13 protein-coding genes are annotated in these 15,297 nt (G+C 27.9%); all 13 read right to left on the bottom strand.

The features are described 5' to 3' along the window. Positions 1-14: 14 nt before the first annotated feature. Positions 15-1,055, bottom strand: a complete 1,041-nt coding sequence (locus tag I2A66_RS01640; RefSeq protein WP_122638202.1) for an aldose epimerase family protein — start codon at positions 1,053-1,055, stop codon at positions 15-17. After that, the gene (galT, locus tag I2A66_RS01635) at positions 1,042-2,601 is read right to left on the bottom strand and encodes a UDP-glucose--hexose-1-phosphate uridylyltransferase (protein ID WP_122638203.1); all 1,560 of its coding nucleotides are present in this window, start codon (positions 2,599-2,601) and stop codon (positions 1,042-1,044) included. The genes I2A66_RS01640 and galT overlap by 14 nt, the downstream gene beginning before the upstream one ends. 132 nt (positions 2,602-2,733) lie before the next feature. Next, entirely contained in the window at positions 2,734-3,720 is a 987-nt protein-coding gene (galE, locus tag I2A66_RS01630; RefSeq protein WP_122638516.1) for a UDP-glucose 4-epimerase GalE, read from the bottom strand. A 31-nt stretch (positions 3,721-3,751) separates the two neighbouring features. Then, entirely contained in the window at positions 3,752-4,915 is a 1,164-nt protein-coding gene (locus tag I2A66_RS01625) for a galactokinase (protein ID WP_122638204.1), read from the bottom strand. A gap of 219 nt (positions 4,916-5,134) precedes the next feature. After that, entirely contained in the window at positions 5,135-6,103 is a 969-nt protein-coding gene (gene asrC, locus I2A66_RS01620) for a sulfite reductase subunit C (protein ID WP_122638205.1), read from the bottom strand. 11 nt (positions 6,104-6,114) lie between these two features. Further along, a complete protein-coding gene (gene asrB, locus I2A66_RS01615; RefSeq protein WP_122638206.1) occupies positions 6,115-6,906 on the bottom strand; it encodes an anaerobic sulfite reductase subunit AsrB in 792 nt (263 codons plus the stop codon). Next, the gene (asrA, locus tag I2A66_RS01610; RefSeq protein WP_122638207.1) at positions 6,907-7,917 is read right to left on the bottom strand and encodes an anaerobic sulfite reductase subunit AsrA; all 1,011 of its coding nucleotides are present in this window, start codon (positions 7,915-7,917) and stop codon (positions 6,907-6,909) included. A 158-nt stretch (positions 7,918-8,075) separates the two neighbouring features. Continuing rightward, positions 8,076-8,741 (bottom strand): Crp/Fnr family transcriptional regulator, encoded by a 666-nt coding sequence (locus I2A66_RS01605; protein ID WP_122638208.1) that lies wholly within the window; start codon positions 8,739-8,741, stop codon positions 8,076-8,078. After that, positions 8,742-9,254, bottom strand: a complete 513-nt coding sequence (locus tag I2A66_RS01600; protein ID WP_147515534.1) for a nitroreductase family protein — start codon at positions 9,252-9,254, stop codon at positions 8,742-8,744. 209 nt (positions 9,255-9,463) lie between these two features. Then, positions 9,464-11,419 carry a beta-galactosidase gene (locus I2A66_RS01595; RefSeq protein WP_147515535.1) on the bottom strand — a complete coding sequence of 652 codons (1,956 nt, stop codon included), beginning with the start codon at positions 11,417-11,419 and terminating at the stop codon, positions 9,464-9,466. Between the two features lie 185 nt (positions 11,420-11,604). Further along, on the bottom strand, positions 11,605-12,972 hold the full coding sequence (gene melB, locus I2A66_RS01590) for a melibiose:sodium transporter MelB (RefSeq protein ID WP_147515536.1): 1,368 nt from the start codon (positions 12,970-12,972) through the stop codon (positions 11,605-11,607). Between the two features lie 338 nt (positions 12,973-13,310). After that, positions 13,311-14,237, bottom strand: a complete 927-nt coding sequence (locus I2A66_RS01585; RefSeq protein ID WP_122638212.1) for an alpha/beta hydrolase — start codon at positions 14,235-14,237, stop codon at positions 13,311-13,313. Between the two features lie 15 nt (positions 14,238-14,252). Further along, positions 14,253-15,293, bottom strand: coding sequence for a LacI family DNA-binding transcriptional regulator (locus I2A66_RS01580; RefSeq protein ID WP_122638213.1), 1,041 nt, complete (start codon positions 15,291-15,293; stop codon positions 14,253-14,255). Positions 15,294-15,297 lie beyond the last annotated feature (4 nt).

Genomic DNA, 15,297 nt, shown 5'->3' with positions numbered 1-15,297 from the left:
ATAGCTCTTTTTTATTATTTTTTTATATCAAAAGTATATGTAGTTTTTTGTATATATTTTTCATCTTTATTTACTATAGAATCTTCTATAAAGCACATATTTCTACCTATTGGTGGAGCTTGAGTTTCAAAGCATATTCCATATCGTCTCTTAGCTTTCTCTCCAGTATAGGATACTAGTTCATCATCATAATTCATAGTGTATATAACAACAGAATCTTGATTTGTATTTATAGTCATTGTTCTTTGTGATATAGGTTCTTCTATATAAATAGATTTTCCATCATTTAATAAAAATACATGATCATAACCATTACCAATCTTTATTTGTTCATGATCATTATCTATATCCTTTCCAATGTTTTTTAAATTTCTAAAATCAAATGGTGTATTATCTACAGTTAATTTTTTACCAGTTGGAACACAAGTATTATCTAATTCTAATATTTCATCACTATCTACCTTAAGATTGCATTGTGTAATAGTTCTTTTTATATCTCCACTTAAGTTAAAATAACTGTGGTTTGTCATGTTAATTAAAGTTGTTTTATCACTTATAGCTTCATATATTTCCTCTATTTTGTAATCTTCATATATTTTAAAAGTAACACATACATCTAAGTTCCCAGGATAGTTTTCTTCTCTATCTAAAGACTTTGATATAAATCTTAAAGTTACATTGTCATTATCTTCTATAACATCTACATTCCATATCTTATGACTAAATCCTATATTTCCACCATGTCCCTGATGCATAGTGTAATTCTTATTTAATTGGTACTCTTTTCCTTCAATTATAACTTTACCTTCACAAATCCTTCCAGATGTTCTTCCTATAATTCCTCCATAATAAAAAGGATTTATAATATAATCTTCTATATTCTTATATCCAACTACTATATTTTCAATATTTCCATATTTATCTGGGGTTTTTATTTTAGTTATAATTCCACCTAAATTTAATATTTCAAATTCAAATCCACTTGGAAATTTTACATTATATGCAATTATATCTTTATTATCTACAGTTTTTAGTAAAGTTTTAACACATTTCATACATTTCACCTACTAAACTTTCTACATATAGTTTTAAATCGTTCATGTATTTTTCCATTGCTTTTTTCCCATCATCATCCCATTTGAAAACTCCACAATGTTCTAATACTTTGCTAAATACTAATCCAACTTCATCTTCTATTATATAATCAATATTATCTTTATTTATTTCATTATATTTTGACTTTATTTCATTAAACCACTCTAAATGTATTCTTAAATTATCATCATCTTCAACTATATTGGCCTTAGAATCATCTAGTAAGCATTCTTTTATATTAGCTAATTCATCTTTTAATCTTGCTGGTAATACTGCAAGTCCTAAAACTTCTATTAGTCCTATGTTCTCTTTCTTTATATGGTGAAGCTCTTTATGAGGATGGAATATTCCATCTGGATGTTCTTCACTAGTTCTATTATTTCTCAATACTAAATCTAACTCGAATTTATTATCTCTTTTTCTAGCTATTGGAGTTATAGTATTATGTGGTGTTTTATCCGTATAAGCATGTATATCTACTTCTTTATCAGAATAATTCTTCCAATGACTTAAGATTTTTTCTCCTAATTCACTTAGTTCCCTTCTATCATCTCCACTTATTCTAACAACAGATAAAGGCCATTTTATCATAGATATTTTTATATTTTCATATCCCTTTATATCAAATGTAAATACGTCCTTAGCTTTTGCCATAGCAAACTCATATCTTCCGCCTTGATAGTGATCGTGAGTAAGTATAGATCCTCCAACTATCGGTAAATCTGCATTAGATCCTATAAAGTAATGAGGGAATTTTTCAACAAATTCTAGATTTCTATCAAAAGTCTTTTTACTTATAAACATTGGTTCATGTTCGCTTGAAAATACAATACAGTGCTCATTATAATAAGAGTATGGTGAGTATTGTAAATTCCATTCTTCGTTACTTAAATTAAAAGGTATTATTCTTAGATTTTGTCTAGCTGGATGATTAACTCTTCCTGCATAACCTACATTTTCTTTACATAATAAACACTTTGGATAAGATGCACTTTTCATATTTTTAGCTGCTGCTATAGCCTTAGGATCTTTCTCTGGCTTAGATAAATTTATAGTTATATCTATATCTCCATATTCTGTAGACGTCTTCCACGTCATATTTTGTGCAATTCTATCTGTTCTAACATAATCACATGCTTTACTTAAGTTATAAAAATAATCAGTTGCACTTTTTTTGTCGTCTTTATATTTACATTTAAATTCTTTTATAACCTGAGAAGGTCTAGGCATAAGTAAACTCATTATCTTAGTGTCTAATAAATCTCTATATACAGATGAATTAGATTCTAAAATACCATTTTCAAATGCATAATCCAATATATTATTAAGTATAGGAGTGACATTTTCTAAATTCTCATCATCCACTTCTTCAAATATATATTCATCTAATTTAAAAAGTTCTATAAGAGAATTTCTTATATAAGTCTTATCTTCTTCTTCAAATAAATTATGTCTTAATCCATAATTAACAAGCCTTTCAAATTCTATATATATATTAATATTCATAATCTTTCCCCCTTTAAAATACACTTCAAACTTATTTTTAATAAATAATCAAACGGGGTGAAATATAAATTCACTGACAATTACAACACCTTTCGTTGCATGAAAGAAATTTATATTCACCCCTAAAATGTCTTATTTTAAGAAACCATCTGGATGATTTTGATGCCAATTCCATGCAGAAGATATCATTGCTTCAACATTTTCAAACTTAGGTTCCCACCCAAGTTCACATCTTGCCTTTTGAGATGCTGCAACAAGTTTTGCAGGATCTCCAGCTCTTCTTTCACATACTTTAGCAGGTATTGGATGCCCTGTAACTTTTCTTGCTGCTTCTATCATTTCTTTTACAGTAAATCCATTTCCACTGCCTAAGTTATATATGTTACTATCACAACCTTCTCTTAACTTATGAACAGCTAGTATATGTGCATCTGCTAAATCTGTTACGTGTATATAATCTCTTATACATGTACCATCATGAGTATCATAATCATCACCAAATATTGAAATAAACTCTCTCTTACCTAATGGTACTTGAAGTATTAATGGTATTAAGTGAGTTTCTGGACTATGGTCTTCTCCTATTTCTCCACTTACATGTGCTCCAGCTACATTAAAGTATCTAAGAGATATGTATTTAACTCCATGAGCAACATCTGCCCATTTCATCATCTTTTCCATAGCTAGCTTAGTTTCTCCATATGCATTTGTTGGATTAGTTGGATCAGTTTCAAGTATTGGTATATTTTTAGGTTCTCCATATGTTGCTGCTGTTGAAGAAAATACTATTTTCTTAACATTATGTTTTATCATAACTTTTAAAAGTATTTCTGTTCCATGAACATTATTATTAAAATATTTTAGAGGATTTGTCATACTTTCTCCTACTAAAGAGTTTGCAGCAAAATGTATAACTTCATCTATTTTATTTTCAGCAAATACTCTGTCTAATTCTTCTTCATTCCTTATATCAACATTATAAAACTTAGCATCTGGATGTATTGCATCCTTATGACCTGTTTCTAAATTATCTACAATTATAACTTCTTCATTTCTATCAATAAGTTGTCTTACTGCATGACTACCTATATAACCAGCACCACCACAAACTAATATCATATTTTTACCTCCATTAACTTTAAATATATATTTATATTTCTCTAGTTCCATCTCCTATATTTGCAACATAGAAATCTGCATTATATCCTATTACATCTTTATATCCTTTTCCTACAGTTTCTATAAAATCATCTTGCATATCTTTTTTTACTATAGATACTGTACATCCACCAAATCCAGCTCCAGTCATCCTAGCGCCTACAGTCCCTGGATGGTTCCACGCTAATTCAACTAGTGTATCTAACTCTTTTCCAGTTACTTCATAATCATCTCTTAAAGATATATGTGAGCTATTCATAAGCTTTCCGAAAGTCTCTATATCATTATTTTGTAAAGCATTTACAGCTTTTAATGTTCTTTGATTTTCATATACAGCATGCTTAGCTCTCTTTATTCTTAACTCATCTTTTATAAGACTTTTATTTTCTTCAAATTCTTCTTCAGTAAGCTCTCCTAAAGATCTTATATTTAATTTATTTTGAAGTTCAGATAATGCAGTTTCACACTCACTTCTTCTTTCATTATACTTAGAATCAGCTAATCCTCTTCTTTTATTTGTATTAGCTATTATTATAACTTCATCTTTTAGGTCTACTTTGCTATACTTATAATTTAAAGTATTGCAATCTAATAATATTGCACTTTTTTCTTTTCCCATACCTATAGCAAATTGATCCATTATGCCACAGTTAACACCTATAAAATTATTTTCAGCTTCTTGACAGTATTTTACTAATTTAACTCTATCTATGTCAAATTTAAATATTTCATCCATCATAACAGCCATTAAAAGTTCTAGGGATGCGGATGATGATAACCCTGCTCCATTTGGTATATTTCCAAATACAACCATATCAAATCCTTGCTTTACATCATAACCATGCTTTCTTAATACATCTATAACGCCTTTTGGATAGTTGGCCCAATCATGATATTTTTCATTTTTTAATTCATCTATATCAAAAGTTATAACTCCTAAATCTTTAAAATTATCTGAATACATTCTAACCTTTTTATCATCTCTTAAAGCTATTACTCCATATGTACCAAAGCTTAATGCACAAGGAAATACATTTCCCCCATTATAATCAGTATGCTCTCCAATTAAATTAACTCTACCTGGTGAGAAAAATACTCTTAATCCTTCTCTTTCACCATAAACTTTAGTAAACATTTCTAACATTCTATTTTTCATTTTTACCTCCCCTTTATCTCCAATTATTTATTATTATGATATAATCATAACACAGTAAATAAAGGCTTACAATAACGTTTTCACCATTTTTAGTAAAAATATTTAGTTTTTTACTTATTTTTACTTGTATATTTTTTTACTTTCGTTAATCTAACCAAATAAAAAATACCTTAAGAAAAAATTATATTCTTAAGGTATTTTTGTATAAGTAAAAATCTATTAATATCTTATTCCATTCCAGTAAATATTTTCGCTTACTTTAACTATATCCTCTAAATCTACTCCGTCTAGTGCCCACTTTTTAAATTCCATAAATCCAGTTCTATCAACAATATATCCAATATGCTCTTTTCTACCTGGTGCATTTGTATCTATATATTCAGTAACATACTTATATGTGTTACGTATTATTTTTATTATAGACTCTTCGTCTGCCCATATTAAAAAATCTTCTGCTAATCTTGGATTTTTCTTTCCTGTTCTCCCCATTATAGCTAATCTATAATATTTCTTAGAATCTCTAGTCCATGCTGATGTAGGGCAATTAAGTACGCATTCTCCACATCCAATACATTTATCATGATCTCTTATAATTTTATAGTTCTCCATTTTTAATGCACCTGTAGAAAGTTTTTTGCATTTTTTTACACAAGCTCCACATGATACACATCTATTCTTATCATATAAAGGTAATGTCATTCCAATTATACCAAAATCATGCGTTCTAGCTTTTATACAATCATTTGGACATCCTGTTAATGCTACCTTTACATGTAAATTATTCGGAAATATTGCTTTTTCTATTTTCTTAGCAAATTCAGTTGTATTATACTGTGCTTTTGGACAGACTTTATTACCTATACAAGCACATATATTTCTAGTTCCTGCTGCTGAGTATCCCTTATTTTTCTCCTCTTGATTTACATCCATCTTATCTATTACTGGTTGAATTAATTTATTTACTTCATCCATATCTTCCATACTTATACCAAGTATCTCAAAACCTTGTCTTGTTGTTATATGAACTTGACCATTTCCATACTCATTTGCTATCTTAGACACTATCATTAAACTTTCTGGATCAACACAACCTCCTGGTATTCTAACTCTAAGAGAAGTTTCATATTTATTTTTTGTAATTCTATAGGCATTCTTCATTACTTTTTTAGTATTTATATCTCTTATCATAACATCTTCTCCTAATCCATAAGATTTTTAGCATAAGAGTAGTCAAACACAGGTCCATCTATACATATATACGTATCATCCATCTTACAATGTCCACATTTACCTACTCCACAGCACATTTTTCTTTCATAAGAAACCCATATATTACTTTCATCTAATTCTCGTTTTAAAAACTCTCCTACTGTAAACTTCATCATCATAGGAGGTCCTACTACTATTACTGAAGTATTATCAATATCTTCTATATCTAAATTAGGTATATACTTAGTTACCAATCCTATATTTCCAGAGTAGCTGTCCTCTGCACTGTCCACTGTTATTAGTACATCTAATTTATCGTTCCATTTTCTTATATCATCCTTAAATAATATATCTTTTTCAGACTTAAATCCCGCTATTAATTTAAAACTTTTACATTTATATAAATTATTATAGAAATATTCAATGATTCCTCTTACAGGAGCTAATCCGCTACCACCTGCAACAACTATAACTTCTCTTCCCTTATATAGATTTATATCAAATCCATTTCCATAAGGTCCCCTTATAAAAAAGTCATCTCCAACTTTATAATTAAATAATTCACTTGTAACCTTACCCACATTTCTTATAGTAAAGTCTATATAATCTTCTCCGTATCCTGAAACTGATATAGGACTTTCTCCATACTTAGGTATCGATATTTCATAGAACTTTCCAGGAAGCACGTTTTCAGTATTGCATCTAGCCCTAAATGTCCACTCTATATCTGTATGTTTTATTATGTCTATTATTTTTGAAGAAACTGGTATATATGGATTCATTTATTTTACCTCCTCTTTCACTGATATAGCTTCATTTACTTTATCTATACATTCAGAAAATGATATATATTGTGGGCAAGCATCATCACATCTTCCACAACCTACACACATGTGATACCCAAACCTCTTATTAAAGTCATGTATTTTATGCATAACTTTAAATCTCATTCTCTCTCCTTGTTTTTTTCTAAAAGAATGCCCTCCTGCCATATCTGTATAACCATCAACTTGACAGGATGCCCATACTCGTCTTCTTTCACCTACATTTTCATTCTCTTTATAAAAAATATCTTGCATTGTAAAACATGAGCATGTTGGACATACAAAATTACATCTACCACAAGCTATACATCTAGAATCATATTCATCCCACATTGGATGTTTAGCTATGGCTATAGACTCTAAATTATCAGGTATTTCTACAGATATTGTGTTATTTTTAACATAATCAATTACAAAATCAGTTTCTTTACCTTTAAATACATTAAGCTCTTCATCTTTTATGTCTAAGTATATTTCATTTTCTCTTATACTTAACCCAATTGAGTAATCATCACTTTTATTAGATCCCATGCTTACACAAAAACAATTTCTAAAACTTTCTTTACATCCTATAAGAATAAACTTTATTTTTTCTCTTATTCTCTTATAATAATAATCTTTTTCAATTCCATTATTAAGATATATTTCATCTAATCTTTTTACTCCGTTTAAATCACATGCTCTTAAAAATACAAGTAATTTTTTATCTTCTACTTCACTTTCCTTATATTCTTTCTCAGTAAAATAAAAAAGAACTTGGTTTATCGGAAGTATAACTTCTTTTGCTGAGAAATTTGATTTCTTATTAAAATCAATTTGATCTATACTATTAATTTCTTCATATTTCGTTAAATCCGTATCTGAATAAGTTCCTTTGAATGATGTCGTTACAGGAGCTAGTATTTTATACTCTGACTGTAATAATTTTAATCCATCATCAAAACTTGATTTATCTAATCTTATTTTCATAGATATTCCTCCTAGACTTTGTTAAATAAATATTAACATCTTCACTTATAAAAAGTCTGTGATAAATATCACAATTTGTAAAATAAAAAGCCACTCCATAACCAATAATAAAGTATACAATTTAAATATTTACTATCAGTTACAAAGTAGCTCATATATTATGTCGTTTTAAAATATGTAGAAAGTTTTTCTTTTCTAACATATACTTTCTTACCATCTACCCTTACTAAATCTTCATCTTGCAATACTTTCATCGCTCTAGATAAACTTTCTCTTTTGCATCCTAACATATCTGCTATATAAGTAATTGTTAGATTCATATTGATAAGAGTCCATTCTCCTTTTTCAATACCAAATTCTCTTCCCAATCGATAGAGTTTAGCTGCCAATTTTTTATCAATACGAATTGAAATAGAATTTTTAACTTGTCTATATAAACGTCTATTTTTATTTTGGATATGAAGCATAATATTTTTAGTAAGGTTAAAGTCATTTTTCATAATTTTTATAAAATCAGAAGTTTTACATTCTAATATAGTTGATTTTTCAAATGCTTCACATCCTATAGAGGATGTTTTTATATTATCTATAAGTATCTCATTTATCATCTCACCTTTTTTAAGAATAAATATTATTTTTCTTTCTCCACTTTCATTCATTTTAAAAATAGATATCTTTCCGTCTTTTAAAAAATATAACTTATCTAATTCATCTCTTTCATTGAATAAAATTTCTTTTCTTTTTAAAACCCGCTCACTTAATATCTTGCTAATTTCAATCTTACTTTCATCTTTAATATCCTTAAATACTTGAATATTTTCCATTTACACACCTTTATATAAATTTCTATGAATTTTGCTTTCATCAAATTTATCTATAAATTCAACCTTCTCATCACTATATCCTAAAGGAATTAATGCATATGGAACAAACTTATTTGGCAAATTTAAAATTGATCTTACATACTCAACTCTTTTATTTTTAGGAAATACTCCAACCCAGCATGATGCTAATCCTTGATTAACAGCCTCTAAAAGTAAATTTTGAGTGCATGCGCCTAAATCCTGTATCCACTTTCCAGCCTTTATAAACCTTTCTTTGTTACCCAATACTACTATACAGACTTGACTTCCATTTATATGCTTAGCCCTATGATGTGTTTTAGATAAATTTTCGATTAAATTTTTATCATCAACAATTATAAATTCCCATGGACTTGAATTTTTTGATGATGGAGCTTGCATAGCAGCTTTTAAAATTTCTTTTACCTTTTCTTCTTCTACTTTTTTATTGTTATATTTTCTTATAGAACGTCTATTTCTTATAACCTCTAACATTTCATCCTCCAAATTTTATAATATTCTATATTTATATAAATCTGTTAATATTCTTTTTAAATCCACAATTTAATATAACTATAATTATATTAAATGTTTTTAATATTATATATACTATACTTTAATATAAACTTAAATATATATAAATATTATTTTATATATCTATATATAATAATATAGGTACTAGCTTAACTAGTACCTACTTTTTTCTATATGCTATCAACTAATAAAGCATCATATGGCTTTAAGTTTATATTTCCTAAAGTTTGAACTTTATCAGTATGGTTCATAATAAAATATTTAACTTCATCATTTACTGTTCTCTTTACTACTTCTACTCCTTTAGGAGATTTTATAACCTCTATATTAGAGTCAGATAATATTTTTTCAACTAATTTATCCATTATAGTTTCATCAACACCAGAACCTATGTAATAAACATTTCCACCCTCATAATTATTTAACGTTATTGCCGCTAATCCTGGAAAGAACTCATCATCATAGTTAAATAAAGTTTTCGCAGAAGTTGTTTTGATTAAATCTCTAAACACTGTAGCAGTTCCATTTATACCATTAAATTCATTAACTCCACTAACTGTTATTTTTTGTTCTCCTTGGAATGATTCAATTTCTTCAACATATCCTCCAATAAAGTCAGTAAAATTAGTTGGATTAAATTCATTTAACGTTAAATTATTATAATAATCTTTTACACTATTTCTAAAGCTTAATACTACAGTTTTCCCTTCTTTTGCAAATTTTCTCATCTTAGCTTGAACCTCAGGCTTATGAACTATCATAACTGGAACTAATAAAATATCATATTCGTCAAAACTTGAATCAGATGGTATAACATCTATATTTATATTATTTTCATAAAATGGTCTATACATTCTATATACTTCATTTTTATAATCCATTAAAAAGCTTTGTCGTTGAATTCTAAAGGATGCCATTGATTCATAATCATATACTATGGCAACCTTAGCTTCTACTTTTGATTCAACTAATTCTTCATTTTCCTTCATTTCATTAAATAAACTTTGAACTTCGTAAAACTTTCTTCTTTTAGTATTATCCTGGTCTAGTATTCCATAACAATACTGCTCAGCACCTTTTGTAGCTCCTCTATACCTAAAATACATAAGTGAGCTACATCCATGAGCAATCCCTTGATAAGACCACATTTTAGCTTGTCTTGGTCTTGGAAGATATCCTATAACATCATGACCTTGAGCTCCCATTATAGCTTCAGTTATCCAGAAGTTTTGCTTTTTAGCACCTCTCATAAAATCAAGTCCACAGGCTATTTCATATGGAGGTATTGGTTGTGCTTGTCCTCCCCAAACTGGATAATTGTTATAAGCTACTACATCAATATGTTTAGCTACCTTTGAGAAATCATAACTTTTATCAAAATACCCTCCAGAGAAATCATGAAGTACTACACAGTCTTCGCCTAATATTTCTTTTAGTAATTCAACTTGCATCTTTGCATATTTTTCAATACTTACTGATCTAAATCTTTCCCATTCCATACGAAGACTTGGATTATGAGTCGTTATAGTCTTAACTGGAACTGGTATTTCATCAAATTCGTTGTATGTTTGAGACCAAAATATAGTCCCCCAAATTTCATTTAATTTATTTATATCATTATTATATTCTTCTTTTAAATAATTTCTAAATTCTCTTTTACATTCATTACAGTAACATACATCACTACCTTCATGCCCAAACTCATTGTCTATTTGCCATGCTACTATTTGATCTTCATTTTTATAATGGCTAGCTAAAGCTCTTATTATTTTTTCTGAGTAAAGATTATAAACTCTACTATTAAAACAATATTGCCTTCTACCTCCAAAAACTCTTTTACTTCCATCTTCAAATTCAGATAAAACTTCAGGATATTTTTTTGCTAACCATGCTGGCATAGTTGCTGTTGGCGTTCCAAATATAACTTTAAGATTTTTCTCTTTCGCTTTTTTTATAACTCTATCGAAGTATGTAAAGTCATAGTTTCCTTCTACATTCTCCATCATGTGCCATGCAAACTCACCTATTCTTATTACATTAGAACCTAATTCTAATATATTATTCAAATCATCATCTATCATATTTTCATCCCAGTGTTCTGGGTAATAATCTACACCTAAATACATACTAAATCCCCCTTAATTATCATTCTTATCTAAAGAATATAAAATATACTTTTCTTTGTAAATAGTTTTAGTAAAATTTTTATTTTTTATACTTATTTTTACTTTTCTTTTATATTTATGATTTTATTAAAAGAAAAAAGATTTCATACATTTTTAAATATATGAAATCTTTTTCTTTCCATTTATTACTCTGCCATGTTTAATTCACTTTCTTTATTAGATAAAGATTTTAATATATTATCATGATATTCTCCATTTAATTTATACTTAAACACGTATATAGTACACATAACTATTGCTGATATTATTGGTACACCTACCATTAAGAATCTTAGACCTAATATAGTCATTGCAGTTTGCTCTGCACCTGCAACATATCCAACCATATCTAAACCTACTCCTACTAACCATCCACTTACAGCTGATGCACACTTAACTAATAATGTTTGTACAGAGAATACTATACTTTCATTTCTAGTTCCTAATTTAAATTGTCCATAGTCAACAACATCAGCAAGCATTACAGTTGTAGAACCTAATAATAATCCACTTCCTAATTTCAATACAATTCCAGATATAGCTATGTATACTATATTCTGTGGCGCTATGTATCCTGCAACTAATAATAGTATAAATCCTACTATTGGTAATATCCCACCTATTTTAAATACTGTTTCTCTTCCTATTTTTTTAGTTAAAATAGGATATAACATTAATCCAGCTATCTCAGCTAAACCTGCAAATGTAGTAAAGAATGAGAATAAATTTTCATCTCCTGTTACATATTTAAAGTAATATATAGCCGTTCCTCCTGAAATTTGCATTACTAAATTCATACCTAAAACTATACCTATAAATACTACTAATTGATCATTTCTTCTTATTATGTTTAACGTTTGCTTAAATGTTACTTTTTCTGCATTCTTAGGTGTTTCAGTTCTCTCTTTTACGTTGATACAAGTTATTAAACTTGAAATTACAAATATAATAGCTATTATAAATGCAAACTTACCATACCCTCTAACTGCATCTCCGCCACCAAGTACTTTTACTATCCAAATACCAAGTGCTCCTATTATTAACCAAGCTGTACTTGCAAATATTCTCGGTATAACTGAAATCTCTTCTCTTTCTTCTTTATTTCTTGATAATGCTGGTATCATTGACCAGTATGGTATATCCATTATTGTATAAGTCATTCCCCATAGTATATACATTACTGAAAAATAAACATATAATGAAGTTCCTTCTAAATCTGGCTTTCTGAATAAAAATACTAAAACTACTGCATTTAATACTGTACCTATAAAAATCCAAGGTCTGAATTTCCCCCATTTCGTCCTAGTATTATCAACTATCATACCCATCATAGGATCATTTATTGTATCCCATAATCTTGCCGCTAAGAAAAGTGTCCCTACAAATGCTGGTTTTAGACCAACAACATCTGTAAAGTAAATCATTAAATATGTAGACACAATTGCATATACTAAGTCTTTCCCTAACGCTCCTATTCCATAAGAATATTTTTCTTTAAATGTTAATTTACCCATATTCAATCTCCCCTTCGATTAGTAATCGTTTTCATATATATAGTAACAGAAAAGGAAAACATTTGCTATACTTTTCAGTAAATTTTTTCTATATTTTTTTCATCATATTTTTATTTTTATATATTATTTCTTTTATTTAAGTATAATTATACTTAAATAAAAGACGTATTTGTAAATTTTACCACATCTACATATTGTATATAATATGTATTATTGTATATATTAAACATGATTTACTATAATAATTAAATACATAAAGTTTTTTAATATAAAAAAAGAGTAATAATTATTAGTTAAAATAACTAAAACTACTACTCTTTTTTTACGTATTTATTATTTTATACACTTAAGTTTTTATTATAAAAATCAATAACTTTTTCTAGATAAGGTTTCAGAATTCTATCCTGTTCAAAATATATCTCGTGTTTTGCGTCATCTATCTTAATTAGTGTACAATTTTTAGCAAACTTAGCAAACTTATTTTGCCCTCCTGGCTTAACAAAGGTATCTCTTCCAGCTTGAAATAATAATACTGGTATCTCTACCTTCTTTGCATTATCTTTTTTTATCAATTGGTTCGTTGCTTTTAAAGACTGATTTAGCCAATTAAAAGATCCTCCTGATGTTTGCAAATGTTCATAGTTTATTTGTTTATTAAAATATTCATTATATCGCTTTTCGCAACTAGTTCCAGAGGAATTTAAATCTGATTTTTTACTAAATGGACCATGACCAAATATATATTGTTTATCTTTACCTATTTTACATATAATATTTGATAATATCTTACTCAATATAGGAGGATAGTTTCCAGTTTCAATTTCCATCATAGGACAATTTAATATAGCTGCATCAAAATAATCAGTATATCTTTCTAGAAATAATGCACCTATTCCTCCACCCATAGAATGAGCAAATAAAAATAACTTTTCATCTTTTAAATGTTTTAAAACTATTGTATCTAAAAATATTTTAAAATCATCTATATAAAAATTAAATTTTTCTACATTAATCTGATGCTTATCTATACCTAACCTACCTGATTTTCCATGTCCTCTATGGTCTAATGCGTATACTGAAAAGTTGTTTTCATTAAAAAATCTAATAAGTTCACTATATTTCTCTACACTTTCACAAAATCCATGAGATATTATTATGGTTGCTTTACTTTCTTTGACAGCATAACCTCTATAGTATATATCTAAATCATTATTTCCTTTAAAAAATCCATCTTTGTATAATATTTCACTTGATATATTATCCATTATGTTATCCACCTTTTAGTCTATATTCACTTTTACTGTATTTGTACTATCTCTAATTACAAGCTCACTTGGTATTATTACTTTTTTGCAGTATTTTCTATTTTTATTTATCTTCTCTAAAATCAAATCTACTGATGCACTTGCTAAATTTTCTATATGTACTCTTACTGTCGTAAGCGGTGGTATAGTATGTTGAGATGCAATTAAGTCATTAAATCCTATTATACTAACATCATCTGGTACACTTATGTTATTTTCATATAAAGCTTTTAATACACCTGTTGCAATGGTATCTGTACTTACAAAAAATGCAGTCGGCATATTTTCGCCATTTTCTATAAAGTTATTAACAACCTCGTATCCATCCATTGCAGTCATTTCTCTTGTATCTAATATATACTCTTTTTTGTATAGTCCTTTAGATTTTGTATATTCCATAAAGAATTTTAATCTATTATCAAGATTTTTTTCTTTTTTGTCATCTAGTGTTTTAGAACTTCCTATATACCCAATTTCTTTATGTCCAAGTTCTATTAAATAGTCTAGAGCTTTTTGTGTTCCTAACTTAAAATTCACCTTAACAGAGTCATACATCTGCTCATCAGGAGAAGAATCTAAAAATACTATATTTTCACAAATATCATTAAGCATAGAAACTTCACTTTTAGTAAATTTTCCTATAGCAATTATTCCATTTAGAATTTCTTCACTTATATATCTATACTCATTTTCATCATATTTATATAAATTAACAACTTCTATTTCATTATCAAAGCATTCTTTCTCTACAACACTTCTAAGAAGTAGATAGTATGGATCTTGAAGTTGTTGACTATGATTATACATTTCAACAATACCAACTCTAAGCTTATTATTTTTTATCTTACTACTTGTTTTCCTTTGTTTTAAGGTTTTATATTGCATTTCTTCTGCTACTTCAAATATTTTTATCTTAGTATCATCTCCAACACTTATAGTGCTATCGTGATTTAAAACTCTAGACACCGTTCCTACAGACACCCCTACAGCGTTAGCAATCTCCTTTAACGTAGCCACTTAA

The sequence above is a fragment of the Romboutsia sp. 1001713B170207_170306_H8 genome, from assembly GCF_015550495.1.
In the GTDB taxonomy this organism is placed as follows: domain Bacteria; phylum Bacillota; class Clostridia; order Peptostreptococcales; family Peptostreptococcaceae; genus Romboutsia_E.
This window is presented reverse-complemented; position numbering and strand designations above follow the sequence as displayed.

Coding starts and splice junctions, on each gene's coding strand:
- galT (WP_122638203.1), bottom strand. CDS start 2,601: ATGAATATTAATATATATATAGAATTTGAAAGGCTTGTTAATTATGGA.
- asrC (WP_122638205.1), bottom strand. CDS start 6,103: ATGATAAGAGATATAAATACTAAAAAAGTAATGAAGAATGCCTATAGA.
- I2A66_RS01600 (WP_147515534.1), bottom strand. CDS start 9,254: ATGTTAGAGGTTATAAGAAATAGACGTTCTATAAGAAAATATAACAAT.
- galE (WP_122638516.1), bottom strand. CDS start 3,720: ATGATATTAGTTTGTGGTGGTGCTGGTTATATAGGTAGTCATGCAGTA.
- asrA (WP_122638207.1), bottom strand. CDS start 7,917: ATGAAAATAAGATTAGATAAATCAAGTTTTGATGATGGATTAAAATTA.
- asrB (WP_122638206.1), bottom strand. CDS start 6,906: ATGAATCCATATATACCAGTTTCTTCAAAAATAATAGACATAATAAAA.
- I2A66_RS01605 (WP_122638208.1), bottom strand. CDS start 8,741: ATGGAAAATATTCAAGTATTTAAGGATATTAAAGATGAAAGTAAGATT.
- I2A66_RS01625 (WP_122638204.1), bottom strand. CDS start 4,915: ATGAAAAATAGAATGTTAGAAATGTTTACTAAAGTTTATGGTGAAAGA.
- melB (WP_147515536.1), bottom strand. CDS start 12,972: ATGGGTAAATTAACATTTAAAGAAAAATATTCTTATGGAATAGGAGCG.
- I2A66_RS01585 (WP_122638212.1), bottom strand. CDS start 14,237: ATGGATAATATATCAAGTGAAATATTATACAAAGATGGATTTTTTAAA.
- I2A66_RS01640 (WP_122638202.1), bottom strand. CDS start 1,055: ATGAAATGTGTTAAAACTTTACTAAAAACTGTAGATAATAAAGATATA.
- I2A66_RS01595 (WP_147515535.1), bottom strand. CDS start 11,419: ATGTATTTAGGTGTAGATTATTACCCAGAACACTGGGATGAAAATATG.